At 68.0% G+C, this 24,911-nt stretch carries 21 protein-coding genes; 9 read left to right on the forward strand and 12 right to left on the reverse strand.

The genetic code is table 11. The annotated features are described in order from the left end of the window. Positions 1 to 8: 8 nt before the first annotated feature. Positions 9 to 491: a hypothetical protein gene (locus O9271_RS00045; protein WP_298264906.1), complete on the reverse strand. Its 483-nt coding sequence runs from the start codon at positions 489 to 491 to the stop codon at positions 9 to 11. 285 nt (positions 492 to 776) lie between these two features. On the opposite strand from O9271_RS00045, the gene O9271_RS00050 reads away from it, so the two are divergent. Together O9271_RS00050 and O9271_RS00055 are read left to right on the forward strand one after the other, a co-directional pair. Continuing rightward, positions 777 to 3,557: a M14 metallopeptidase family protein gene (locus O9271_RS00050; protein WP_298264908.1), complete on the forward strand. Its 2,781-nt coding sequence runs from the start codon at positions 777 to 779 to the stop codon at positions 3,555 to 3,557. Positions 3,558 to 3,693: 136 nt separating this feature from the next. Further along, positions 3,694 to 4,419 carry a TVP38/TMEM64 family protein gene (locus tag O9271_RS00055; RefSeq protein ID WP_298264911.1) on the forward strand — a complete coding sequence of 242 codons (726 nt, stop codon included), beginning with the start codon at positions 3,694 to 3,696 and terminating at the stop codon, positions 4,417 to 4,419. Between the two features lie 182 nt (positions 4,420 to 4,601). On the opposite strand, the gene O9271_RS00060 is transcribed toward O9271_RS00055, so the two are convergent. Further along, positions 4,602 to 5,045, reverse strand: a complete 444-nt coding sequence (locus O9271_RS00060; RefSeq protein WP_298264913.1) for a four helix bundle protein — start codon at positions 5,043 to 5,045, stop codon at positions 4,602 to 4,604. A 1,111-nt stretch (positions 5,046 to 6,156) separates the two neighbouring features. On the opposite strand from O9271_RS00060, the gene O9271_RS00065 reads away from it, so the two are divergent. Genes O9271_RS00065 through O9271_RS00075 form a run of 3 tightly spaced genes read left to right on the forward strand, consistent with a single transcriptional unit; the run spans position 6,157 to position 10,240 of the window. After that, entirely contained in the window at positions 6,157 to 7,482 is a 1,326-nt protein-coding gene (locus tag O9271_RS00065) for a Type 1 glutamine amidotransferase-like domain-containing protein (RefSeq protein WP_298264916.1), read from the forward strand. Then, positions 7,479 to 8,513 (forward strand): hypothetical protein, encoded by a 1,035-nt coding sequence (locus O9271_RS00070; protein WP_298264919.1) that lies wholly within the window; start codon positions 7,479 to 7,481, stop codon positions 8,511 to 8,513. Before O9271_RS00065 ends, O9271_RS00070 begins: the two co-directional genes overlap by 4 nt. A 2-nt stretch (positions 8,514 to 8,515) precedes the next feature. Continuing rightward, positions 8,516 to 10,240 (forward strand): amidase family protein, encoded by a 1,725-nt coding sequence (locus O9271_RS00075; RefSeq protein ID WP_298264921.1) that lies wholly within the window; start codon positions 8,516 to 8,518, stop codon positions 10,238 to 10,240. An 18-nt stretch (positions 10,241 to 10,258) separates the two neighbouring features. Here O9271_RS00075 and O9271_RS00080 read toward each other — a convergent pair whose 3' ends face one another. Together O9271_RS00080 and O9271_RS00085 are read right to left on the reverse strand one after the other, a co-directional pair. Beyond that, positions 10,259 to 10,969, reverse strand: a complete 711-nt coding sequence (locus O9271_RS00080; protein ID WP_298264924.1) for a GNAT family protein — start codon at positions 10,967 to 10,969, stop codon at positions 10,259 to 10,261. Continuing rightward, the gene (locus O9271_RS00085; RefSeq protein ID WP_298264927.1) at positions 10,970 to 11,281 is read right to left on the reverse strand and encodes a hypothetical protein; all 312 of its coding nucleotides are present in this window, start codon (positions 11,279 to 11,281) and stop codon (positions 10,970 to 10,972) included. It abuts the gene before it with no gap. A 22-nt stretch (positions 11,282 to 11,303) separates the two neighbouring features. Between O9271_RS00085 and O9271_RS18420 the strand changes: the two genes are divergently transcribed. Both O9271_RS18420 and O9271_RS00090 read left to right on the forward strand, forming a co-directional pair. Then, entirely contained in the window at positions 11,304 to 11,720 is a 417-nt protein-coding gene (locus tag O9271_RS18420; RefSeq protein ID WP_343213851.1) for an HNH endonuclease signature motif containing protein, read from the forward strand. A gap of 234 nt (positions 11,721 to 11,954) precedes the next feature. Further along, complete coding sequence (locus O9271_RS00090) at positions 11,955 to 12,800, forward strand: zinc metalloprotease HtpX (RefSeq protein WP_298264929.1); 846 nt, start codon at positions 11,955 to 11,957, stop codon at positions 12,798 to 12,800. A 172-nt stretch (positions 12,801 to 12,972) separates the two neighbouring features. Here O9271_RS00090 and O9271_RS00095 read toward each other — a convergent pair whose 3' ends face one another. The 3 genes from O9271_RS00095 to O9271_RS00105 all read right to left on the reverse strand — a co-directional run bounded on the left by O9271_RS00095 (position 12,973) and on the right by O9271_RS00105 (position 15,094). After that, positions 12,973 to 13,371: a (2Fe-2S) ferredoxin domain-containing protein gene (locus tag O9271_RS00095; RefSeq protein WP_298264931.1), complete on the reverse strand. Its 399-nt coding sequence runs from the start codon at positions 13,369 to 13,371 to the stop codon at positions 12,973 to 12,975. A gap of 54 nt (positions 13,372 to 13,425) precedes the next feature. Then, entirely contained in the window at positions 13,426 to 13,773 is a 348-nt protein-coding gene (locus tag O9271_RS00100) for a hypothetical protein (RefSeq protein ID WP_298264934.1), read from the reverse strand. A 193-nt stretch (positions 13,774 to 13,966) separates the two neighbouring features. Continuing rightward, positions 13,967 to 15,094 (reverse strand): hypothetical protein, encoded by a 1,128-nt coding sequence (locus O9271_RS00105; RefSeq protein WP_298264936.1) that lies wholly within the window; start codon positions 15,092 to 15,094, stop codon positions 13,967 to 13,969. Between the two features lie 204 nt (positions 15,095 to 15,298). Between O9271_RS00105 and O9271_RS00110 the strand changes: the two genes are divergently transcribed. Together O9271_RS00110 and O9271_RS00115 are read left to right on the forward strand one after the other, a co-directional pair. Continuing rightward, entirely contained in the window at positions 15,299 to 16,204 is a 906-nt protein-coding gene (locus tag O9271_RS00110; protein ID WP_298264938.1) for a sulfurtransferase, read from the forward strand. Then, positions 16,201 to 16,662 (forward strand): OsmC family protein, encoded by a 462-nt coding sequence (locus O9271_RS00115; RefSeq protein ID WP_298264941.1) that lies wholly within the window; start codon positions 16,201 to 16,203, stop codon positions 16,660 to 16,662. The genes O9271_RS00110 and O9271_RS00115 overlap by 4 nt, the downstream gene beginning before the upstream one ends. A 105-nt stretch (positions 16,663 to 16,767) precedes the next feature. On the opposite strand, the gene O9271_RS00120 is transcribed toward O9271_RS00115, so the two are convergent. From O9271_RS00120 to O9271_RS00140, 5 genes are all read right to left on the reverse strand, one after another. After that, the gene (locus tag O9271_RS00120; RefSeq protein ID WP_298264944.1) at positions 16,768 to 19,737 is read right to left on the reverse strand and encodes an SUMF1/EgtB/PvdO family nonheme iron enzyme; all 2,970 of its coding nucleotides are present in this window, start codon (positions 19,735 to 19,737) and stop codon (positions 16,768 to 16,770) included. A 249-nt stretch (positions 19,738 to 19,986) separates the two neighbouring features. After that, positions 19,987 to 21,300, reverse strand: a complete 1,314-nt coding sequence (locus O9271_RS00125) for a M24 family metallopeptidase (protein WP_298264947.1) — start codon at positions 21,298 to 21,300, stop codon at positions 19,987 to 19,989. A 225-nt stretch (positions 21,301 to 21,525) separates the two neighbouring features. Continuing rightward, entirely contained in the window at positions 21,526 to 23,370 is a 1,845-nt protein-coding gene (locus O9271_RS00130) for a HEAT repeat domain-containing protein (RefSeq protein ID WP_298264950.1), read from the reverse strand. Next, positions 23,370 to 24,107: a hypothetical protein gene (locus O9271_RS00135; RefSeq protein WP_298264953.1), complete on the reverse strand. Its 738-nt coding sequence runs from the start codon at positions 24,105 to 24,107 to the stop codon at positions 23,370 to 23,372. The genes O9271_RS00130 and O9271_RS00135 overlap by 1 nt, the downstream gene beginning before the upstream one ends. Beyond that, the gene (locus O9271_RS00140) at positions 24,104 to 24,730 is read right to left on the reverse strand and encodes a sigma-70 family RNA polymerase sigma factor (RefSeq protein ID WP_298264956.1); all 627 of its coding nucleotides are present in this window, start codon (positions 24,728 to 24,730) and stop codon (positions 24,104 to 24,106) included. The genes O9271_RS00135 and O9271_RS00140 overlap by 4 nt, the downstream gene beginning before the upstream one ends. Positions 24,731 to 24,911 lie beyond the last annotated feature (181 nt).

Below are 24,911 nucleotides of genomic sequence, written 5' to 3' on the forward strand. Positions count from 1 at the left end.
GGGCCAGGTCAGTGCTTCATACCGGTGTTGCACCCTTCCTCGAGCACTTCGAAGGCGTCGTGCAGCGCCTTCATGGCGGTCTTGAGCGCCGTATCGTCGGCCTTCGACGCCACGAGTGCGGCCACCTTCTCGGTCTCGCCTACGAGCCCCGCCTGCGCCTTCTGCAGCTCCGGCTTCTGGCACGCTGTCGGTGCCTTGGACGTCGCCACGGCCTTCGCCGACGTGACCATGTTGCCGATCATGCCGCGCGTGGGCGCCATGTCGTTCTTGTCCTTGGCCGGGTGCCAAGTGGCCATCATGAGGCCGTGATAGGCATCCAACTCCTTCCACGCGTTGGCCTTGGCGTCCTTGCCGTGCTGCATCTGCTTCATGTGCTCGGCGTGCATCGCCGCGTGGTCGTCCTTCTTGGCGGGCGGCTGGGTGGGCTGGGCGAAGGCAGGGGCGGATATGGAGCAGGCGGCTAGGGCCGCGAGGGCGAAGCGAAGGCGCATGGTGAGGTCTGGTTGAGTGTGAGGAATCTGGCAAAGCTATACCCGGTCGAGGCCGGGGTGGATCCCCAGGCACGGCGCGGGCCGGGAGCCGCGGCGGACGACTGACGGCTGAGCCGTTCAGGGTTCAGGGTCGTGCGTTCAGGGTCATGGGTGCCACCGCGACCAACGTCTTCCCCTCCCGACTCGTAGCTTAACGGCGTCCCGCCCCCTCTCAGGCCGGGGCCGTTGTCCCCTCCCTCCACCCGCCCCCGCATGTCTCTGATGCCCCGTTCGCATCGCCGGCGCGTGAGCCCCTGGTCCGCCGCGCTGCTCATGGCCGCGGTGCTGCCGCTCACCGCCCACGCGCAGCAGCGCACGACACCGGAGCAGTTCTTCGGGCACCGCATCGGTGCCGACTACGAGCTGCCCAACTACACGAAGCTGCACCAGTGGTTCATGACCGTCGCGAAGGAAAGCGACCGCGTCACGCTCGACACGATCGGCCTCACGGAAGAGGGCCGTCCGCAGATCATGGCCATCGTGACGAGCCCCGAGAATCACCGGAAGCTCGCCCGCTACAAGGAGATCTCCACGAAGCTCGCCAAGGCCGACGGCGTGGACTCCGCGGCCGCCGCGGCGATGGCCAGGGAAGGCAAGGTGATCTTCTGGATCGACGGTGGCCTGCACGCCACCGAGGTGCTGGGCGCGCAGCAGCTCATGGAAACGCTCTGGCAGCTCTCCAGCCGTACCGACGACGAAACCCTGCGCATCCTGAACGACGTGGTCATCCTCATGACGCACGCCAATCCCGATGGCATGGAGCTCGTCACCAACTGGTACATGAAGGAGAGCGACAAGCTCAAGCGCACCACGGCCACCATTCCGCGCCTGTACGAGAAGTACGCGGGTCACGACAACAACCGTGACTCCTACATGAATGCGCTGGCCGAAACGCGCAATATGTCCACGCAGCTGTTCATCGAGTGGCACCCGCAGATCATGTACAACCACCACCAGACGGGCCCCACGGGCACCGTCATGGCGGCACCGCCATACCGGGACCCGGCCAACTTCTGGTTCCACCCGGCGATGATCACCGGGCTCGATCTCGTGGGTGCGGCGCTCAACCACCGTTTCGTGCTCGAGCACAAGCCGGGACTCACCTTCCGTGCCGGCTCAAACTACAGCACGTGGTGGAATGGCGGCCTGCGCACCACGGGCTACTACCACAACCAGATCGGCATCCTCACCGAAACCATCGGTAATCCCACCCCCATGCGCATCGCGCTGGTGCCGGAGCGTCAGGTGCGTTCGGCCGGGCTCCCCATGCCCATTGAGCCGCAGGAGTGGAAGTTCCGCCAGTCCATCGACTACTCGGTGTCGGCCAACTACGCCTTCCTCGACATGGCGTCGCGCTACCGCGAAACGTTCCTCTTCAACCGCTGGGTCATGGGCACGGACCAGATCAAGGCGGGGCAGAAGGACACCTGGACGATCTCGCCCAAGCGCGTGGCCGCCATGGCCGCCAAGATCCAGGCGGACCGCGGTACGGTGGCGGCGGAGAATCGCGCCGGCGGCCCGCGCGGCGGCGGTGTGGCGTCGAACGTCATGAACGCGGTCGCCAACGATCGCTACATGGCGGAGCTCAAGAAGCCGGAGAATCGTGATCCGCGCGCGTACGTGTTGAGCGCGGCGCAGAAGGACTTCCCGACCGCCACCAAATTCGTGCGCGCTCTGCAGTTCTCGGGCATCGATGTGCACAAGGCTACGGCGCCCTTCAGCGCCAACGGCAAGTCGTTCCCCGCCGGCTCCTGGGTCATCAAGACCGATCAGGCGTTCCGCTCGCACGTGCTCGACATGTTCGAGCCGCAGGATCATCCGAACGACTTCCGCTATCCGGGCGGCCCGCCGATTCCGCCGTACGACAACGCCGGCTGGACACTCGCCTTCCAGATGGGCGTCGACTTCGAGCGCGTGCTCGATGGTGGTCTCACGGGGCAGTTCGAGAAGGTGAACGGCATCACCGCCATGCCTGCAGGCACGGTGGCGAAGGGGAAGGCCGGCTACTTCATTCACGCCGGCGTGAACGATGGCAACACGGTGGCCAACCGCCTCGCGCGCGTGAAGGTCAAGGCACAGCGGCTGCCCACGGAGTTCAAGGACGGCAGCGCCACCTGGCCGGCCGGCTCGTGGTTCATCCCCGCCGGTGGTGCAGCCGACAAGGTCGTGGCGCAGGCGGCCAGGGACCTCGGTGTGAACTTCGCCGCGGCCAACGCGAAGCCCAGCGGCGCGCAGGCGGTGCAGCCGCTGCGCATCGGCCTCATCGATCGCTACGGCGGCAACATGCCCAGCGGCTGGACGCGTCTCATTCTCGAGAAGTTCGAGTTCGGCTACACCACGGTGTATCCGCAGGAGGTCGACGCGGGGAACCTCAAGGCCAAGTACGATGTGCTGGTGTTCACCGATGGCATGTTCAGCGAAGCCGGCGCCGGCCGCGGCTTCGGGGGCTCGCCCGACACGACGCTCATCCCGGCGGAGTATCGCAAGGAGCTGGGGCGCATTTCCGGCGATAAGTCGGTGCCGGCGCTCAAGGCGTTCGTGGAAGCGGGCGGCCGCATCGTGGCCATTGGCTCGTCGATCGGCCTCGGCAAGGCGATGGGGCTCCCCATCGAGAATCACCTCGCCGACGCCAATGGCCGTCAGTATCCGGGGGAGAAGTACTACATCCCCGGCTCGGTGCTCGAGGTGAAGCTCGACACCAGCGCCACGATTTCCGCCGGCATGGCGCCCCGGCCGGCGGTGATGTTCGACAACAGCCCGGTGATGAAGCTGGGCGCCGATGCGGCGGCCAAGGGCGTGAAGGTGCTCGCGACCTTCGACAACACCGCGCCGCTGCTCTCCGGCTGGGCGTGGGGGCAGGAGCTGCTCAAGGACGGCGTGGCGATGGCGGAAGCCACCATGGGCAAGGGGTCGATCTGGCTGTATGGCCCCGAGATCCTGTTCCGTTCGCAGGCGCACGGCACGTACAAGCTGTTCCTCAACGCCCTCGACGGCGGCTTCAAGCGGCCAGCGAAAGCAATGCAGTAAGCCCTGACTCCGTGTGAGCGGGCGGTGAAGTTGAACCGCTCTTGCGGAGGGCACGGAGGGCACGCAGGAGCGGAGGCCGCGGAGAACTGCATCAGCGTTCTCCGCGGCTTCTTTCATTGCTCCACTATATTCCGGCATGCCACTCACGCTCCGCGACGTCGGCTCCCGGGCCACGAAACTGGCCGGCATGATGGTGCCGATCGGCCTCGGCCTTGGCGCCAGCAAACTGGCGTCGCCGTACATGCCGGCGTTCACGGAGTGGGTGAATTCGCTGGGTGCGTGGGCGCCGGCGGCGTTCGTGGCGGGCTATGTGCTGGCCACGGTGTGCATGATGCCGGCGTTTCTGCTCACCATTGCCGGCGGCGCGGTCTTCGGGCTGGCGCGCGGCTCGATGCTGGTGTTCGTGGGGTCCACGATCGGCGCCGCGATTGCCTTCACGCTGGGGCGCACGGTGCTGCGCGGTTGGGTGTCGGCGCAGATTGCGAAGCATCAGACGCTGCAGATCGTCGATCGCGTGATCGGTCAGGAAGGGCTCAAGCTCATGTTCCTGTTGCGCCTATCAGGGATCGCGCCGTTCGTGCTCACCAATTACGCCATGGGCGTTACGTCGGTGTCGCTGCCCCACTTCATGCTGGCCATGCTGGGGATGATTCCCACGATCGCCACGTATACCGCCGTGGGGCAGGCCGGCGCGCAGACGCCGGGGGCGGGCGCGATTCCGTCGTGGATGCTCTGGATGGGCGTGAGCGCGGCGATCGTGCTAGCGGTGCTGGTGACCCGCATTGTGCAGAAGGCGCTGCGGGAGGCGCAGATGCGGGAGAATATGGCGGCGATGGCGCAAGACGAGCGCGTTGCCGACTGACGGCTGACCCGTTCAGGGTTGGGGGTCGTGGGTGGAGGGTGATGGGTGGGAGTGCACGAACTCCATATCCTCAGCGCACGACCCTGTACCCTGAACGGGGCTGCGGCCAGTCGTGCAGGGCCGATTGTCGGCGGTGCGTCGTTTGCTCGCGGAGAAGCGCGTACGACTGCCGGCACGCCCGTTCAGGGTTGGGGGTCGTGGGTGGAGGGTGATGGGTGTGTATGGGGGCGGGGGGATGCTGCGGTGACGGTGGCTGCTGCGCGGACCCTTGCTTGAAGGTTGAGCAGCATGGGGCGCAGCCGATCGATCTTCGCAAGCAGATCCTGCGCGTGCGCGGAATTCATCAATTGCGCGTCACGCAGCAGCAGCAGGTGATTGTGGGCCTCGGCCAATGACGCGAGGGCAATGCCGAGGAAATGTGCGAACTGCGCACTGGTCGTGCGCTGCGCGCCTTCGGCGATGTTCGCACCAATCGACGCGGTAGCCCGGCGCACTTGCGATACCAACTCCGCGTTGCCTCTGGGAACGCGCGCCGTAATGCGGATCGTGGCCACCGCCAGATCGTGCGCCTGCCGCCATACGAGGAGCCTTCGGAAATCCTGCATTCCCCACAATGGCAGCAGCAAGCCGTCAACGTGACACCACGGATGCGTCCATTGTGCTCTTCCGACGCCCCACACACCCACCACCCTGAACGCACGACCCCATACCCTGAACGGGGCTGCGGCCAGCCGTGCAGGGCCGATTGTCGGTGGTGCGTCGTTTGCTCGCCGAGAAGCGCGTACGACTGCCGGCACGCCTGTTCAGGGTTGGGGGTCGTGGGTGGAGGGTCGTGGGTGGGAGTGCACGAACCCCATACCCTCAGCGCACGACCCTTTACCCTGAACGGGGCTGCGGCCAGCCGTGCAGGGCCGATTGTCGGTGGTGCGTCGTTTGCTCGCCGATAAGCGCGTACGACTGCCGGCACGCCCGTTCAGGGTTGGGGGGCGTGGGTGGAGGGTCGTGGGTGGGAGTGCACGAACTCCATACCCTCAGCGCACGACCCTTTACCCTGAACGGGGCTGCGGTCAGTCGTGCAGGGCCGATAGTCGGTGGTGCGTCGTTTGCTCGCCGAGAAGCGCGTACGACTGCCGGCACGCCCGTTCAGGGTTGGGAGTCGTGGGTGGAGGGTGATGGGTGGGAGTGCACGAACTCCATACCCTCAGCGCACGACCCTTTACCCTGAACGGGGCTGCGGTCAGCCGTGCAGGGCCGATTGTCGGCGGTGCGTCGTTTGCTCGCCGAGAAGCGCGTACGACTGCCGGCACGCCCGTTCAGGGTTGGGGGTCGTGGGTGGAGGGTCGTGGGTGGAGGGTCGTGGGTGGGAGTGCACGAACTCCATATCCTCAGCGCACGACCCTGTACCCTGAACGGGGCTGCGGCCAGTCGTGCAGGGCCGATTGTCGGCGGTGCGTCGTTTGCTCGCCGAGAAGCGCGTACGACTGCCGGCACGCCCGTTCAAGGTTGGGAGTCATGGGTGGAGGGTCATGGGTGGTAACTGTTGGGTGGGAACTCGTTCCTTGGGCGCCGTGGCCAGCGGCCGGAGAAATCGGCACGTAGAATCCCGGGATCCCCTCTTTCCGGCCTTGTATGCGCAACGCTCTCCTTGTCTCCCTGGCGGCTCTCGCCGCCTGCCAGAAGCCTTCGCCGTCCCCCCGTCCATCGGCGGCTCCCCGCGTGGGGCCGGAGAACGGTTCCGTGCTCGTCGTTGGCGGTGGACAACAGGGGCCCGAGATCTTCGCCACGTTCATCGAACTCGCCGGCGGCCCCGATGCGCTCATCGTGGAAGTCCCCACCGCTGGCAGCGACTCCATCGACATCACCACCGTGGGGCGCGGCCTGCGCGCGGCCGGGGCGAAGAACGTAGTGGCCTACCACACCACCGACCGCACCGTGGCCGACGCCGACAGCTTCGTGGCGAAGATCGCCAATGCGCGCGGCGTGTGGTTTGGGGGTGGGCGCCACTACCGCCTGGTGAATTCGTACAGCGGCACGAAGAGCCAGCGCGCCTTCGAAGCGGTGCTCGCGCGCGGTGGCGTCGTGGGCGGCTCCTCGGCAGGGGCCAGCATTCTCGCCAGCTACCTCGTGCGCGGGGCGCCGTCGAACGACAACCGCATCATGAATCACCCGCAGTATCTCACGGGCTTCGGCTATCTGCGCAACACCGCCATCGACCAGCACGTGGTGGCGCGCGAACGGCTCCCCGATTTGCATGATTCGCTCATTGTGCGTCGTCGTGACTTGCTGGCCATCTCCGAAGATGAAGGCACGGCGTGGGTGGTGCGCGGCGATACCGCCGAACTCATCGGGCGCGGCAAGGGCTTCGTGTACAACGCGCGCGAGCTCACCGATCCCGGACGCCCGTTCCTTACTCTGCTGCCGGGCGACCGCTTCGACCTCGGTGCGCGGCGTGTGCTCTCGCGTGCGGCGTCGGCCACACGACTCGACGGCACCTTTCTGGACGCACTCTTCGGCAGTTATGGCAACGGCGTTCGCGGCGGGCTGGCGGTGCTGGTGGCGCGCGACGGCAAGGTGCTGCTCAACCGCGCATATGGCGTTGCCCTGCCCCCGCGCTTCACGCCCGAAACGGCGGTCCCGGTCTTTCGCCTGGGGCGTATGGGCGGTGTGCTCAGCGCCTCGCTCACCCCCGACAGCACCGGCCGCATCACCCCCGCGGTGATCCGGCGCGTGCTGAGCACGGGCGGCATGCAGCGTACCCGGTACGACAGCGTGAGCGGCGACTGGACCGCGAACGTGGACGATCTCTATCGCTTCGAACTGGGACGCTTCCCGGTGCGGCCGGGGGCGCGCGACAGCTACACGCCGCCCGCGCCGTTCAGCATCGACACGGTGAACGGTCGGGTGCGTCATGCGGTCTATGGCACCGAGGATGGCATGCGTGGCGCGTGGGTGCGCTATCCCGCCGAGCGGCTGGTGATCATGGTGCTGAGCAACGACAGCACCGCCGACGCCCGCGCCATGGCCGCGCAGCTGAGCGAGCGCGTGCTCGAGCCGCGCCGGTGAACGACCGTGGTAATGCCAGTGCTCGCCTGATCGCGCCACTGGCCACGCTGGCGACCGTGCTGCTGTCGATCGCCGGCGCGGCGCCGCTTCGGGCACAGGGGGGCGCACCGCCTTTCGACGTGCCGGCGTGGGCCTTCCCCACGGCACCGCCGCCGCGGCCGGGAACCGTGCCGGTCGTGCCCGACAGCGTCACACGCCACACGGTCCCCAACTCCACACGGCATTACACCAGGAAGCAGGTCGGCAACGCCTTCGACATCCCCGACTGGTTTCCGCGGCAGCATCCCCCCATGCCGGCGCCGGTGCAATACGGCGTGCGCCCGGAGGGACGCGCCTGCGGCTTCTGCCATCTCCCCGACGGGCAGGGACGGCCGGAGAACGGCACGCTGGCCGGCCTGCCCGTGGAGTACACCGTGCGCCAGCTGCGCGCCATGCGCGAGGGCACGCGCGGAAGTGCCAATCCCGCCGCCTCACCCAACCCCATGATCGCGGTGGCCAGAGGCTTCAGCGACGACGAGGTGCGTATCGCGGCGCGCTACTATGCGCGCCTGCAGCTTACCCGCCGCAACATCGTTCGCGAAGTGGCGCAGGTGCCCACCACACGCGTCGCCGGACTGCTCTATGCGCTCGATGGTACCGGCCGGGAGCCCATCGACGGCCGACTCCTCGAGGTGCCCGAGTCGATCGAGCGCCATGATTTGCGCGATCCGTGGGTGCGCTACACGACCTACGTGCCGACCGGGAGCCTCACCCGCGGCCGGCGCCTGGCCACCCAGGGACCCGCGGGACCCACCACGAGCTGCGGGGCCTGCCATGGCCCGCAGCTGCTCGGTACTGGTGACGTCCCTCCAATCGCCGGGCGCGCGCCCAGCAACATCCTGCGGCAGCTCATCAACTTCCGCACCCGCGCGCGTCGCGATTCCACCGCGGCATCCATGTACCCGGTGGTGGATTCGCTCACGATACACGACATGGTCGCCCTCGCGGCGTATGTCGGCTCCCTCCCCCCCTCCCGAACCCCGAGGAAGTAGCCGTGCATCGAATCCGTTTCGCCGGTGCTGGACAGGCCCTGCTGCTGGGTGCGCTCACGATATCGGGTCGCGTGCTGGGCGCGCAGCCACGAGCCGCTACGCCGCCGTCGGTCGTCGAAGCGAGCATTGCCGACCTGCAGGCCGCGCTGCGCGCGAAGCGCGTCACGTCGCGCCAGCTCGTGGAGCAGTATCTCGTGCGTATCGCCACCTACGACCAGCGCCTGCGCGCCACCATCACGGTGAATCCGCGCGCGCTCGCCGACGCCGACGCGCGCGATCGGGAACGCGCGCAGGGCACAGTGCGTGGCCCCCTGCACGGCATCCCCGTGGCACTCAAGGACAACATCCTCACCCGCGATTTGCGCACTACGGGTGGGGCCCTCGCCTTCGCCGACCTCGTACCGCCCTACGACGCGACCCTCACGCAGAATCTGCGTGACGCCGGGGCCATCATCATCGCCAAGGCGCAACTCACCGAACTGGCCAACTGGGTGGCCAGCGGCATGCCAGGCAACTACAACGCGGTGAACGGTCAGGGGCTCAACCCGTGGGATCCGCGCCCCGATCCGCGCCCGGGGTTCGACGACGGCCGTGCCGTGATGGGCACCGGCGGCTCCTCGAGCGGCATCGGCACCAACGTGAGCTTCTGGGCAGGCAACGTGGGCACGGAAACCTCGGGCTCCATCCTCTCTCCCGCGCACGCCAACATGCTCGTGGGGATCAAGCCCACCGTGGGGCGCATCAGCCGGCACGGCGTCATTCCCATCACCGCCGATCAGGACACCCCCGGCCCCATGACGCGTACGGTGGCCGATGCCGCCATCATGCTGGGCGCCATGGAGGGCGCGTCGCCCGATCCCAACGACGCCGCCACGAAGACGTGCACGCCGCCCGCAAACCGCGACTACACGAAGTTCCTGGACGCCGCCGCGCTCAAGGGCGCGCGCATCGGTATTCCACGCGCCTTCTTTTACGACAGCGTGGTGTCGGGAGGCAGCACCCGTCCGCGCGGCGGCCTCACGCCGGCGCAGCGGGTGGTGATGACCGAGGTCATCGCGGTGCTGCGTGCGCAGGGCGCCGTCATTGTCGATCCGGTCACCATTCCCAGCATCGTGGCCCCCAAGGCCGACGACAACCTGCTCGACTGGAATCCGTGCAGTGGTCTCGACAACGCGCGCGGGCAGGATGCGAACTGCTCGAGTGTGCTCAAGTACGGCATGAAGCGCGACTTCAATGCCTTCCTCGCCACGCTCGGCGACAAGGCCCCGGTGGCGTCGCTCACGGCGCTGCGGCAGTGGAACATCGCGCATCAGCGCGCCGGCGCCATCAAGTACGGGCAGGCCAATCTCGACGTGTCGGATGAGCTCGATGTGCGCCTCGACCGCGAGAAGTACGAGGCCGATCGTCGCAAGGATCTGCGGCTCACCGCCACGCAGGGGCTGGATGTAGTGTTGCAGGGCGAAAAGCTCGATGCGCTGCTCTTCCCCGGCGCCAGCAGCGCCAACATCGCGGCGCGTCCCGGCTATCCCAGCATCACGGTGCCGTATGCGCTGCTGCCGGTAACGGCGCCAACATCGGCCCCCTACCCTGCCGGGTTCGACCCCAAGCCCGCGCCGTTCGGGGTGACCTTCACGGCGGGGGCGTGTGCCGAACCGCGGCTTGTGGCGCTGGCCTACGCCTTCGAGCAGGCCACGAAGAAGCGGCAGACCCCAGCGGGGTTTCCGTGAGACGCTCGACGACGCGGTCTACGGCGCCGCGGCGCGCATAGCCGCGAGCCCTCGGCGCTGCGCGCCCGTTTCGTCGAAGTTCTCCGGCGCCAACCACTCGGCAAAGGCCGCGCGACGTACGGACCAGTCGTCGTCGGTCATGGCGAACCATGCCGTGTCGCGGCTGTACCCCTTGATGATCATGTGCTTGCGGAAGAGCCCTTCGGCGGCGAAGCCGAAGCGCAATGCCGCCCGCTTGGACGGGGCGTTGCGGTTGTCGCACTTCCACTCGAAACGGCGGTATCCCAGCGTCTCGAAGACGTAGGCGGCCATGAGGGCGAAGGCTTCCGTGGTGACGCGTGTGCGCGAAATGGCCGGCCCCCAGAGAATATGGCCGATCTCGGCCACGCCATTGGCCGCGTCGATGCGCATGAGCGACTGCCGCCCTTCGGCTCGACCCGTGCGATGGTCGATGACCGCGAAGAAGAGCGGGTCATCAGTCTGCCCCGCGCGCTGGGTCCAGGCATCGAAGGTGGCCCGATCCGTCGGCGGCGTATCCCAGAGGTAGCGGAAACGGTCGTCGGCGCCAGGCGCGATGGCCGCGGCGAAGAGCGCATCGCCATGCCGCACCGGGTCGAGTGGCTCGAGCGTGGTGTAGCGTCCCGCAAGCACCACGCGCGCGGGGTGCGGGCGGGGCGTCCAGTGGGCGAATGACTCGCCGTCGCCGCCCCCCCCGGGGCCCCCCGACATTTACCGCTTCTCCATCGCGTCGCGGACGTCGAGCAGGATCTCGAAGTAGAGCTGCTCGCGGCGGTACGAGAAGTCGAGCGCGGCCATCTGCGCCGGATCACCCGTTTCCTTGGCGCGTTCGAAGGCTTCGCGGTACATCTCTTCCAAGTTGGTCAGGATTCGTTCACGGGAACGCGACATACGAAAGGCCTCGAGGGCTGTGAAGGTCAGGCGGGGCGGCAGATCGTCCACCGTCTCGATACTCTCTTCCGTGTCGAAGAACTTGGTCAGGCGCTCGAGCACGAGGCGCCGGCCGCGGTCGGGCAGGTTCACGGGAGACGGGGGAAGGACGGCAATGAATCGCTCAGCACTGTTTGCCCGCGACGGGGGCCGCTGCGTGTACTGCGGCCTCGTCTTCGAGCCGGACGCCCTGAGCGTGGACCACGTCCAGCCGCGGATGCGGGGGGGCGATGGATCCCCGGGCAACCTAGTAACGGCCTGCAGGGGCTGCAACGCTCGCAAGGGGGGGCGCCCGCTGGCGCAGTTCCTGGCCGAGGAGCCGGAGGCCCGCCGGAACTTCTTCGCCCTGGCGCGGTATGTATGGCCACGACATCTGAAAGCGGTGGCCGAGGAGCTTGCGCGCCGGGGCGTGGGAGAGGCCTCAACGGAGCTCGTGGAGGGGGTCCGGGGGCTGCGCAGCTCCGAGGCCATCGCTAAATTTCTGCAGATGCAGGACGGCGGGACCGACAATTCAGAGTTGGAAGGGGAGTAGCCACGCGGGCGGGCCGTAACGCCGTTCGTGCGGCCGGGTCGTCAAGACTGTCGCCGGCACCATCGGGTGCGGGCGGCACGGTCCGGTCGGGTCGAGTGTACCAGGCGAGACCTTCACACGTGACACCATGACCGCCACGGGCGGCCGTGGTCGTTCGTGCGAAGGCTCGCCTTTTTCGTGGGCACCGGTCTGGTCGTGTTCGAATCTCCATCACCGCAGCAACCATCCACACCGATGAACAACATCAAGGTTTTCGTTCTCATGGCCGGCCTGACCGGCCTTGTCATGCTGATCGGCCAGATGCTGGGCGGCGGAACCGGCGCCATCATGGGGCTGGTCATGGCCGCGGGCATGAACCTGTTCATGTACTGGGGCTCGTCCAAGATGGTCCTGCGCTCGTACAACGCGCAGATCGTGGACGCGCAGCAGGCGCCGGAGCTGTATGCCATGGTCGACCGGCTGCGTCAGCGTGCGGGGCTGCCCATGCCCATCGTGGCCATCGCGCCGCACGACCAGCCCAACGCCTTCGCCACCGGGCGCAACCCGGAGAACTCGGTCGTGTGCGTGACCGAGGGGCTCATGCGCATGATGAACCGCGAGGAGCTCGAGGGGGTCATTGCGCACGAGCTGGCGCACATCAAGAACCGCGACATGCTGCTGCAGACGATCGCGGCCACCATGGCCGGTGCCATCGGCAACATCGCGCAGTTCGCCATGTTCTTCGGCGGCGGGCGTGACGATGAGGAGAGTGCCAATCCGGTCGTGGCAATCGCCATCATGATCATCGGTCCGATGATCGCCATGGTCATCCAGTTCGCCATCAGCCGACAGCGCGAGTTCAAGGCCGACGCGGTGGGCGCGGAGATCTGCGGCCGGCCGCTGGCGCTGGCGAGTGCGCTGGGTCGCCTGGAAATGGGTGCCCGTCGTATCCCGATGCAGGTGAGCCCGAATGCCGCGCCGCTGGCGATCGTGAACCCGCTGGCCGCGTTCAGCGTGCGCGGGGTGAGCAAGTGGTTCAGCACGCATCCGCCCACGGAGGAACGGATCGCGGCGCTGCAGCAGATTGCCGGGGCGCACTGAGAGAGGTCAGGGCTGAGGGAGACGCGTCCACACGGAGATCGCCGAGGGCCGTGAGGGCACGGAGAACAGCAAAGCCACTGAAATGGGAGAGGGGACCGGCGCCGCGAGGCATCGGTCCCCTTTTTTCATTTTGCAGTTCTCCATGCCCTCACCATCCTCTGTGATCTCCGTGTCAACGCGTTTCCACCTCGGTGAGCTTCGTGAGGACGCGCGTCCCCTGGGCTCCGGCTTCGTTGCCTGTTCCCCGGGACGCACCGGCCGGCGACGCCAGGCGATGGAACACGTGCTCCTCAACCACCTGCCCGCCCTTGAGGTGCTCCACGACGATGCGTTCCATGAGCTCGGGGGTGACACCGTGGTACCAGACGCCCTCCGGGTAGACCGCCACGATCGTCCCGCCGCTGCAGACACCCAAACAGGGGGCCTCGCTGCGCTTGATGCGCTGGGGGCCGAAGAGCAGGCCATGCTGCTGCAGCAGCGACGCCAACCGGGAGTATACGGCGCGTCCCGCACGGTTCTCCGTGCAGTAGCCGCCAGTGCATACCAGCACGTGGCGGGAATAGGGCTCCATCACCGGCAAGACAGCCAACCTGCAATTCCTCTCAATTCGGCGCGTGGCGCGGAGCTAGTCTGACGTGGGAGGCTCGGGCGGGCAGGCCGCCCCTCGCGGCGGCGGCGGCGGCGCGGCGGGGTGCGCGCCTTGGCCGGCCGCCCGTTCCCGTACCAGCAGATACATGCCGCGCATGGCGAAGATGGTTCCCAGCAGCGACACCGCGACGCCCCGGGGGCCGGTATGCTGCAGCCAGCGTGCGGCGCCGGCGCTCATGAGGAACCCGAGCCCCGCCAGCACCAGCCCACGGATCTGGGTGGCGTTCAGGCGTCCGGCGCGCAACTGGTACAGCGCCGACCCCAGCAGCCAGGCGCCGCCCGTTCCCACAATGGCAGTGGCCAGTGTATCGCGGTCGAAATCCATGGTACGGGGGTGAGAGGAACCGGCGGGTGAAGTCTAGTGGGTGAGGTGCGCGGCGCGCCGTTGGCGCGCCGCTTTTGTTGACAAGGGAGGGTGCAGGGGGAAGGCCGCAGGGAGCAGGCGGTCCTGTTCTGCCTCCTGCCCCCTGCTCCCTGCCCCCTGCTCCCTCCCTTGTCATGCCCGCCGCAGGCGTACCTTACCGCGCCAGCCCCATGATGACTTCGAGAACAATCAGCAGCACGATCGCGATTTCCAGCGTTTCGCTGCGCGCCGCCTGCGCCTCTCCGTTCAGCATGGCGTAGGTGTCGCGCAGAATGGCCAGCTTGCGGTCGATCCCCGCGCGCCACGTGCGCCCGCGGAAGAGTTCGAGCGCCGCCGAGTACACGCGGGCGAGGTACACGTCGTCCGTCACCTTGAGCGCATTCTCCACCCGCTCCACCAGCTCGGTGCTGTCGGCCACCTGCGCCTGCAGCCGCTGCAGCAGCGCCGCGAAGCGCCGCCCGGGAAACACCGCGTGCCGCGCGCGCGCCGCTTCAATGTCGTCGTACAACTTCGGCAACTCGGCGTCGAGCAGGGCGTCGTAATAGCGCAGCTCGAGCAGCTGCGCGTTGGCGAACTCCAGGATGTACTGGAGGTCGGTGTCCTGATCGCCCGGTTCCACCACCAGCGCGCTGTCCCAGGTGACGATGGCGAGGTCGTCGCCGTAGTAGCTGAAACGGTGCGGCAGCAGTTCGCGCCGCGCGTCGGCACTGAGGGGGCGCGATTCGTTGAGGAGCAGCGGCACCACATCGAGCTGCAGCAGCGATTCCGCGCTGTACGCGACGCCGTCGGAGCCGGTGACCCGCGCCACGCGGAACACCGTGTAGTCCTCGTGCACGTCGGCGAGCTGCGGGCGCTCCACCGCCGGCTTGATGCGATCGGTGAGGAGGCGCAGGTGATGCCCCGTAATGGCCGTGATGGCGGGGTGGTGATGCAGCTGACGCCCGAAGTGCGTGAACGCCTCCCAGGAACTCCCCTGCGGCGCCCGGACCTTCACGCGCAGCGACACCACGCCGAAATCGAAGATGCGCGCCGAGAGCTCCACCTCGTGTGCCGCATCGCCTACCAGCAGCGATTCCGCGCCCAGCAGCACGGTGATGGGCGGGTTGGAGATCTGCAGTGCCTGTCCCTCACCGCGCACCGGACGTACCCGTTCCGGACCACTGGTGGCGAGCAGGTCGAGGGCACGCTCGAGGTCGATGGAGTAGCCCACATCGAAGAGCCGGTACGCGATGGCGGCGCCGGTATTCACGAGCGGGTCGCTGATCGGGTCGATCGGGTCCATGCTGGAAGGTAAGGTGTGCGGCGCGCCTTCGGCGTGCCGCTCTTGTTACAAGGGAGGGAGCAGGGGGCAGGGATCAGGGGGAAGGGGATCCTCTCTGCCCCGTGCCCCCTACCCCCTGCCCCCTGCTCCCTGCCTTGTCATGCCCGCCGCAGGCGTTCCTCCCCCCGCGCTGGTTTTTCCCACCGCATACCTTAGCGTTGGAGGATGTCTCCCATCTCCGCACTGCCCGGTCTCCCCGACCCGGCCATCGTTTCCAAGGGCTACGCTCATCCGTCGCGGCTCGTCAGCACCGACTGGCTGGCGGCCAACCGGTCCAACCCGTCGCTGCGCCTGCTGGAGTGCAACGAGGACGTGCTGCTCTACGACGTGGAGCACATACCCGGGGCGCAGAAGCTCGACTGGCATGTGGACCTCAACGACCAGATTGAGCGCGACTACCTGCAGCGCGACGGCTTCGAGGCGCTGCTGCGCCGGTTGGGCGTGGACGACGGTACCACCGTGGTGTTCTACGGTGACAAGAACAACTGGTGGGCCACCTACGCCTTCTGGGTCTTCGAGCTGTTCGGCTTCGACAACACCGTCGTGCTCGACGGTGGCCGCGCGAAGTGGCTGGCCGAGGGGCGCGAAACCACCGAGGCGCGCCCGAGTGTCGCGTCGTCGGCCTACGTGGCGCGCGAGCGCGATGACACGCGCATTCGCGCGTACTTCGCCGACACGAAAGCGCACATGCAGGCGGGATTGCCCATGGTGGATGTGCGGTCGCCGCAGGAGTACACGGGGGAGAAGCTGCACATGCCCGATTACCCGCAGGAGGGCACGTTGCGGGGCGGGCACATTCCCGGCGCCCGCAGCATGCCGTGGGCCAAGGCGGCCGAGTCCGACGGCTCCTTCAAGCGTGCTGAGGCGTTGCGGGGGCTGTATGAAGAAGAGTTGGGGCTGCGCTCGACCGATTCGGTGGTAACGTATTGCCGTATCGGTGAGCGTTCGAGCCACACGTGGTTCGTGCTCACGTACCTGCTGGGGTACACGAACGTGCGCAACTACGACGGGTCGTGGACCGAGTGGGGGAACGCGGTGCGGGCGCCTATTCGCAAGGGAGAACAGCCATGAGCAATGAGAGTCTCAAGGACACCACCGCCATGCCGGTGGTAGGCAAGCCGCCCGCCAAGGTCACGGTCACGTGGGCGGGTGAGCATCGCTTCGACGGCCAGCGTCAGAGTGGTGGGCCGGCCATTCGCATGGACGCGGGTGGCGAAACCGGCCCCTCGCCCGTGGACACGCTGCTGTGCGCGTTGGCGGGGTGCACGGGCGTCGACGTGGTGGACATTCTCGCCAAGCGTCGCACGCCGGTGCAGGCGCTGAGCGTGGATGTGGAGGGGGAGCGCTTTGCCGGTGTGCCGGGGCGTGTCACGGCCATCAAGCTGCACTACCGCATCATTGGCGCCGAGGTGGAGCGTCAGCACGCCGAGCGCGCGATCGAGCTGGCGGTCACCAAGTACTGCAGCGTGCGCGACAGCCTCGATCCGCACATGCCGGTGACCTGGACGTTGGAGCTCAACGGCGGGTGAGCGTGGGGGGCACGGAGAGCCATGGTTGACGAAAGGCCCATCGACGCACGATGGGCCTTTCTGTTGCGCGGTGGTGACGGGCGATGAAGCGGCCACGGGCACCGACTACGGATTCCTGACCAGCCGGAACCCGTCGTAGGAGAGCCGAGCCGAGGGTGCGCTTTCGCCGCGGTAGGCTGAGCGCGCGATGATCGCGTCGCCGAACCACGACCCGCCACGCAACACCCGGCTCGAGCCTGTCGTGGGGCCCGTGGGGTCGGTCTGCGCGGCGCTGGGATAGGGGCCGTACCAATCCTGCACCCACTCCCACACGTTGCCGTGCATGTCGAACAGCCCCCACGCGTTGGCCAGCCCCTGCGCTACGCGCCGCGTGGCATCGGCATCGCACCCGGAGTCGAACACCCAGGCGAAGGTGCAGATATTGCCGGCAATGCCGTAGTCGCCGGTCGTGCCGGCGCGCGCCGCGTACTCCCACTCGGCCTCCGTGGGCAGGCGATAGTTCTTCCCCGGATCCGCCGTGTTGAGGCGTTGCAGGAAGGTCTGGATGTCGAGCCAGCTGACATTCTCGACCGGGCACGTGTCGCCGCACGTGGGAAAGGCGCTGGGATTGGTGCCCATGACCGCGCGCCACTGCCACTGCGTCACCTCGGTTCGCTGCAGGAGGAACGCGCGGCTGATGGTGACCTGGCGCACGGGTCGCTCATCGCTGAAGCCTCCCGTTGCGGTTCCCATGCGGAAGGAGCCGGCGGGAATGAGCGCGAACTGCTCGGTGCCGAAGTTGGCGCCAAGCCCGGTGCCGCCGCCGCCGAAAGCGACCGTGACGGCGACATCCGCGGTCACGGTCGTCGCCGGAAAGGCGGCCGTGCCGGTCGCGGTGGCCGTCACGCGAATCGTGGTGCTGCCCAGCGCCACACTGCGCACGGTCGCGCTGTTGCCCGTGCCGGTGACGGTAGCCACGGCGCTGTTGAGCGACGCGTAGCTCACCACCGCGGCCGCCACGCCAGATGGCTGCGTGATCGTGGCGGTGATGGTGCCGGTGGCCCCAACGCCAAGCGACAGCGACGTGGGGGACACCGCGAGCGAGGTAATGGCCCGCGCCGAATCCACCGTGATGGTTGTGCTGCCGACCGACGGCAGCGAGGGACTCTGCGCCACGAGGGTGTACGTGCCGGGCCGATCGATGGTAAGCCCCTCGAAGGTGGCCACGCCCTGCACGGCAGGACGCGTGCCTGCTCCTCCCAGCACGGCTCCCTGCGAGTTGGGGGCCAAGGCCAGCGTGACGACATGGGCGGCCCCGGTCAGCGTTTGTCCTGACCCGTCTCGAATGGCCACCCGCACCGCCGGCAGGGGCGCCGTGGCTATGGCGCGAGCGGGTGGCTCCGTCGCAAACACCAACCGCGGCTGCGCACGCACGAACGTGCGGAGCGTTTGCAGCACGTCGGCGCGTGCGGTGGCGTTGGTGGTGAGACTCAGGTGGTCTGCCGCAACCCGCGCGCTGCTTGCCACGAGCGGGGGCGTCGCGCTCGCGGCGGCCACCACGCCATCGTTGTCTCCCGCATCGAGGGCCCGCATGGCGCAACCGGGCAGCACCAGTGCGTTGCCGGCCGCTGCGCCGGTGCCCGACAGTTGTGCGCCGGCCACCGCGCGGATGCGCCCATCGAGCGATCGTACCCCTTGCCGCACGCGCTCAATGATGCTGCTGCGGTCACTCAGATCGCGATAGCCGTCGCTCCTGTCCGCGAGGAGTTCCGTAAGCACTCCCGACCGGTTCGCGACCGGCAGGGCCGCGCCGGCACAGCGACCAGCGGCCACCTCCGAGGCGACGAGATCGGTGCTGAGGTCATCGCGCGCCAGTGGCGAGCCAAGATAGGGCGTGCCGAGCGAGATGAGTCGCGCAATCCGCGGCGACGAGGCCTCGTCGAGCATGCCGACCGTTGCCACGAGCCCGCCCGTGGAGTGGGCCACCACCATCACCGGCTGGGTGCCGAAGCGTTCGGTGAGCAGTTCGCGAAAACGGCGCGCGCTGAATGCCATGCCATTGTACGTCGGGTAGCGAAACACCCACGGCTCCACGGCAGTGCGCAGTTCGGCATCCGCAGCGATGCCGCTCAGGAGCGACTCCCACATGTCGCCCGCATCGTCGGGGAACCAGGCGGAGAAGTCCTCTGCGGTCAGCCTGCCCGGCTGGAGTCCATGCATGAACACCACCGGGATACGCGTACCGCTGAAGCGCGTGGTCACCCCGCGACTGCCCGCCGCATAGAGTGCGTACCCCACCGCCTCCGGCGTGGGATCGGGGAGGTATTCGAGATCGACGACGGTGCGCCCCCCCTGCGCGGCCGCGTTCGACAGCAGCAACGTGGTTTCGATGCGCGTGACCGTGCGGCCCGCCTGATCGACCGCCGGTGAGACCGCATCGGCCACCGGGGCCGTGACCACGCGTCGGTTGTTCGGCAGCACGGCCGTCACGCGCAGCCGTGGGAGTGGCGTGGAGGGAATTGGCGCCGCGGTCATCACCAACACGCGAGTGGGTGCCGCGGTGCTCGTGCTCTGTTGTGCGCGCAGTCTGGCGACCGACGCCAGCGCCGTCACGGTGATCCGCACGCTGAGTCTTCCGGCGCCCTCCTGACGCTCCTCGGCCGACACGCGCACCCCGGCCGGCAGCGCACCCGGCGGAATGAAGACCCCACTGCCGTTGCCGGCAATGACGCGGGTGGTATCGGTGGCCCGTACGACCGCCGAGGCAGTATCGGGGCGTACGACGGACACCCAGGCGGTCCCCATGATGCTGCCGGCGCGCGCGGAAACCCGCACACGACCGGGGCTCACTGCGGTGACCACACCGGCCGGGCTTACGCTGGCCACCGTTGGCGTCTCGGAGGCCCACTCGATGGCAGACGATACAACGGTGCCCGCGGCGCCCCTCGCCTCCGCACGCAGTGTGGCTGTCTGTCCGGGAGCCAGGCGCAGCGAGTCCGGGGTCACGATCACTTCCCGCACCGCGGGCCCCCCGGGCTGCGGGGCCGTGGGGGGGCTGCCGTCGCCGCCGCCACAGGCACCGAAAGCAAACGCCACAGCGCATGCGATCGCCGCGGAGTGAAGACCCCGGGCGATCGGACGTCGTGGATTCGTGGACACTGACTCGCGCAAAGAGGACTCCGGTAGCGGCCCCCGAAGTCTAGCCGTCGATGGTGCTGCTGGAGGGAGCGCCCAGGGTGGCCGTATCGTCACCGTGGGCGCCATGACTGTCAGAATCGACGGGAGCGGGCCGGGCATTGGGTGGGTGGGGTGGATGCCTCCGCACCCCCTGCCCTCCCTACGCCATCACTTGATGAGCCAGATGCGCTGATTCACTGGGTACAGCCACTCCACCCCACGGTCGGTCACCATCGCGTCGTCCTCCAGCGGAATGCGCACCTTCGCTCCGCCCCATTCGGGGTTGGGAGTCCAGGCGAACAGCTCGATGCTGAACGGGTTGAACGGCTTGATGTTGAAGGTCATCTGCCGCGGGTTGAACCAGGCGATGCTCGGGCCGCTGCCGTGCCCGCGGTCGCCCACGCTGTGGCAGCCAATGTTCACCTCGATCGCGCTGTCGGTGCCCACCTCGTTGAAGGTGCCCTGCATGCGGAAGCCGCCCTTGGTGATCTCCGCCTTGAGCTGCTCCACCATGGCGCCCGCCGTGGGGCCCGGCCTGATGGTGCGATGGATGATCTCCCGCACCTTGAGCGCGTTGTCGAAGGCGGTCTGAATGCCCTTGGGCGCCGCCGTCTCCCCCGGCTTGAGCACGTACGCCATGCGCTTCACGTCGGTCCACGTGTTGAGATAGCCCACGCCCCAGTCGATGATGACCAGGTCGCCGCGCTGGATGATGCGGCCATTGCTCGTGGCCTCGATCCCCTTGGGGCCGGTGATGTACACGCTCGGCATGTCGAAGCTCGAGCCCAGCGCCCGCTGCTGCAGCTGGTCCATCATCCACCACGCCACGTCCTCGAGCGTGGTGACACCCGGCGTGATGATCTCGTTGCTGAGCGCGCGTTCGGCAATGCGCCGCGAGATCTCTCCCGCTTCACCGAGGGCCACCACCTGCGAAATGGGGAAGCCGCTGCGGAAGTCGCTCACCACCTTCTCGCTGCTCACCAGCTTGGCCGCCCACTCGGGGCCAATCTCCTTCACGAGGCGATCGTAGCTGGTCTTGGAGAGCCCGTCGGCGGCGCCCACTTCCTCCGACATGTTGATGGCGATGCGCTTGGGATTGCGCTCGGCGATGAAGGCCTTGAGGTTCGCCAGGCCGAGGATGCGGTCGTACACCTTGCACCCTTCCAGCATGCCGCCGCTGGCGCCAATGGCCACGCGCTCGATGCGGTCGCCACCCCGGTCGGTGAAGATATAGTAGCCTACGCTGCCCACGTACCCGCGCCCGAAATCCTCGTACATGGGGTCGAACTGATTCTCCTTCTGCATGGTGATCCACATGTCCACGCCGTTGTCGCGGAGGGCACCGGGGAGAATCTTGTCGAACTTGTCGCGGCGGATCTGACAGAGGCGCTCCCAGCGAACCTTGGCCGGCTCGGCAGCTGGCTGGGCGCTGGCGACAGTGGGGAGGGCGAGAAGGAGGGCGGAGAGAAGGGCGCGGCGCATGAGGGAGGGGTGAGGGTCCCCCGAAAGTGTACTCTTGAGAGGTGAGTCGCCAGACTTGAGGGGGAGAATTGAGCTCAGATAGCGGTGAGAACTGCGCTGGCCAGCAGCGAGAGTTGAGGTACCCCTCCAGTCACGGCGTTACGCATGTCTCGCCCCATCACGCGCTCCTCGATACGCTGCGCCCCTGCTTCCCGGAGACCCCACACCGGCCCATGCGGTGTGTGGTCACTTGTTGATGATCTCCTGCAGCAGCTCGAGGGCGCGCGGATCCTTGCTGCGGGTGAGATACGTGATGGCAGCGCGACGCAACTCGGGGTTCTTTTCGGTGCGCGCCACGCTGATGAGCTTGTCGGTGCCGGCGTTGTCGCGAACACTGGCGAGCAAGGCCAGTACCTGGCGCCGGATCTCCATTTCGCGGCTCGTGTCGTAGACCTGCACCAGCGATGATACGATCACGCTGCCCGCGGGCCGGCTCACCGCGTCGGCCTGCGCGCTGCCAGGCGTTGCGGTCAGTACCGTGCCCCCAGCGCGGCGCGCGGTTTGCCCCACCACACGCGGCGTCCAGCTGGAATAGCCACCGCCCGTACCGAGATAGGCCACGGCAGTGCGGCGAACTTCCATCGGTTCATGCCCATGCACCGCCAGTGCCACGAGGTACGCGCGCGACTCGTCGCTGCGGAGCGACGCGATGTACCGCAAAACCGTTTCCTTGAGCATCTGCCCGTTGGACTTCGCGTAGACGTCCGCGAGATACGCAAGCGGCTCAGCGACCTCGGGGGGCTTGCGTCCGAGATACCAGTGGAGCGCTTCGACGCGCAGCTCCTCCGGTGCCTTCACGTCGGCGGTGATGTCGCGAAGGGTGGCCAGCGCACGGTCTGAGCCGGACCGCCCGCCCGTCCCCACGCCCGCCCGAGACAATGCGTATACGGCACGCTTGCGCATGTCGAGCTCCTCGCCGTTGCGCGCGAGGTCCACCAGCATGTTCACCGCCTCCTCACTCGGCACGTTCGCCAGCCAGAACACCGCTTGTTCACGCACCTCACGATCGGGATCGGACTTGGCGGCGTTCATGAGCAGCGAGGCCGCCTCGGGGCTCTTCTGCCGCGCGATCAGCCACACCGCGGTACGGCGCAGCTGCTGCGTGCACGGTTCACGACGCGCCAGGACCTTCTTGAGAATGGGCATCGCGCGCTCGGCGTCCATCTGCGTCACCGCGTTCAGCGCGTCCACCCGTTCGTCATCTTCGGCCCGCGGGCAGCCATCGTTTGCGGCACGTTCCGCGCGGCCCAGCACACTCTGCGCGGCCGCAACATTGCCACGCCGCCCCAACATGCCTTCGATGCGCGCGCTGAGTGCGGCGGCATCACCGCGCGTGGCTGCGCGCGGGTAGTCACGCTGCTGCAGTCCCAACGCATCCTGCGCGAGATGCAGATTCTGCTGCCCGCCAAGACGCTGCAGCGCGAACGCTTCCCAGTACGGCGCATCGGGGGCGTAGCTGCTCTTGGGGTACTTCTGCCGGATCTGCTTGAACAGCTCCGCCGCGCGCTGGTAGGAATCGCCGCTGAGCGCCTTGCGCGCTTCACGGTAGAGCGAGTCGGCGAGGTCCTGCGCATCCCACGGCTCGGGGGCCATCGTGCGATAGCCTCGGGCCCGCTCGGTTGTGGCGGTCCACACGCCACCCTCCGCGGCGAAGGGCACCATGCGCATCGCCATCGCGGCGCTCTCCATGCCCAAGCGTGCACCTTCGGCGGCCATGGCCACCATGTCGGTGCTGGACAGTCGCGCCAGTTCGGCAATGCCGCGCGCATCGACCGAGGCCAGGGCGTGACCGACGGTTTCCGCGATGTACGGGTCGAGGGCATCGAGACGGGCGAGCACATCGAGGCCAGCGCGTGGCGCCGGAGGCGCGAGGGGTGCGGCCGGCGCGGGGCGATCGGCCGGAGCAGGCGCCGGGGCCGGACGCGGACGCGGCGGCTGTTGCGCGGCAATGGCGGTCGGCAACATGCCGCACAGCACGGCGCACGCTCCACCGATCGCCGTCAGTCGGGACATCAGGGGTCGCACGATCATCAGTCTCCTCCGTAGATGACCGCATCGCTCAGCGAGGCGGCCGTGACCAACGCGTTCACACGCGTCAGCAGGTTGGTTTCGCGTAGAGTTTCTCGCGGGGCGCGCTGGGTTTCCGGCGCGGTGGAGCGCGCCTGGATGACCTGCACGAGCACGAGTTCGAGGTCTTGCAGCAGCCGGCGCGTGCGCTCGTCGCGCAGTTGGGGCTGATCGAGCAGCAGCCGCGTGGTGGTGAGCAGCTCCCGCGCCGGCGGCGCCAGTGCGGCATCGGCTCCTGTGGACTGCGTGTTGTCACTCACCGTGGTGAGCAGCGACACGGTGCGTGCGAGATGCTCCTGCATGGCTATATGCGACGGATCGTTCGCGAGCGCCGGATCCGCCCCGTCGGCGGCGGCGCCCTGAGCCACGGACACGACCGGCGACGTGGGGGAGGAGCGGGGGAGCAGGTAGCGACCAATCGCCACACCGCACACCAGCACGGCCGCAGCCGCCATCAGCTGGCGCAGGCGTCGCACTGACGCGGGGCGCGCGGCAGGCACCGGTGCGGTGGTCACACGGTCCCGCCGGATGCGCGCCCACATCATCTCGCGCGGCACCTCGACGGCCTCGTCGAGCTCCGCCGTGGCTTCGCGCACGAGATCGAGCATCCACGGCTCGAGCGGTGCGTCGGATGCGGGGAGCGCCGACGACTCGTGCGACGGTTCCTCGTGTGGATCCTGCTGGTGGTGATGCCTGGTCATGCCGACTCCTTGCCGAGCTGCAGTGGCGCGTGTGGGGCGAACGCGGCGAGCGCGTGTCGCAGCTTTTCGCGCGCCCGGGAGAGCTGTGACTTGCTCGTGCCAATGGCGCAGCCGAGCGCGTCGCTGATCTCCTCGTGCGTGAATCCTTCCACATCGTGCATGAGAAACACGCGGCGGGTGCCCTCCGGAAGCGCGGCGATCGCGGCCTTGAGACGGGTCCGAAGGTCCGGGTCGCCAACGTCGGTGCTGCGGGCAGCCACCGTCGTGGCCTCCTCGAGCGGCGCGGCAAACGCCTCGCGGCGTTTGAGCGTGCGCAGCCCGTTGAGCGTGACCGACACGGCAATTGCATGCAGCCAACTGCTCAGCGCCGCGTCCCCGCGGAACTGTCCGAGCCGGTCGAAGGCCCGCAGGAAAGTGTCCTGCGTCCACTCCTGGGCCAGCTCCGGGCGTCCGCTCATCCGGAGGATGAGGCGGTACACCCGGTCCACGTGCCGGTCGTAGAACTGCCGTTCCGCCGCCGGGTCGCCGGCCCGGAGTCGGGCCAGCAACGCGGCATCGGAGGGCGTCTCGAAGGTCACGGGGTCGCCGGTTTCCGTGCTGTCGTCATGTCGGTGCGCATGCATGTGCGCGAGAAAGACAGCGCCGGAAGGGAAAGGGTTGCACGCCGCGGTTCGGGAATGCTCGGATTGGTCCGGATGATCGGACGTCGGAGGTCGGACGAATGCCCGAAATCGGAGCCCAGAAACGGCGTTCGGAAATCGGAGGTCGGATGGGGTGTACCCGCAGTAACGGCCGCACGCTCCT

Origin of the sequence: Gemmatimonas sp., assembly GCF_027531815.1 — a bacterium.
Lineage (GTDB): Bacteria > Gemmatimonadota > Gemmatimonadetes > Gemmatimonadales > Gemmatimonadaceae > Gemmatimonas.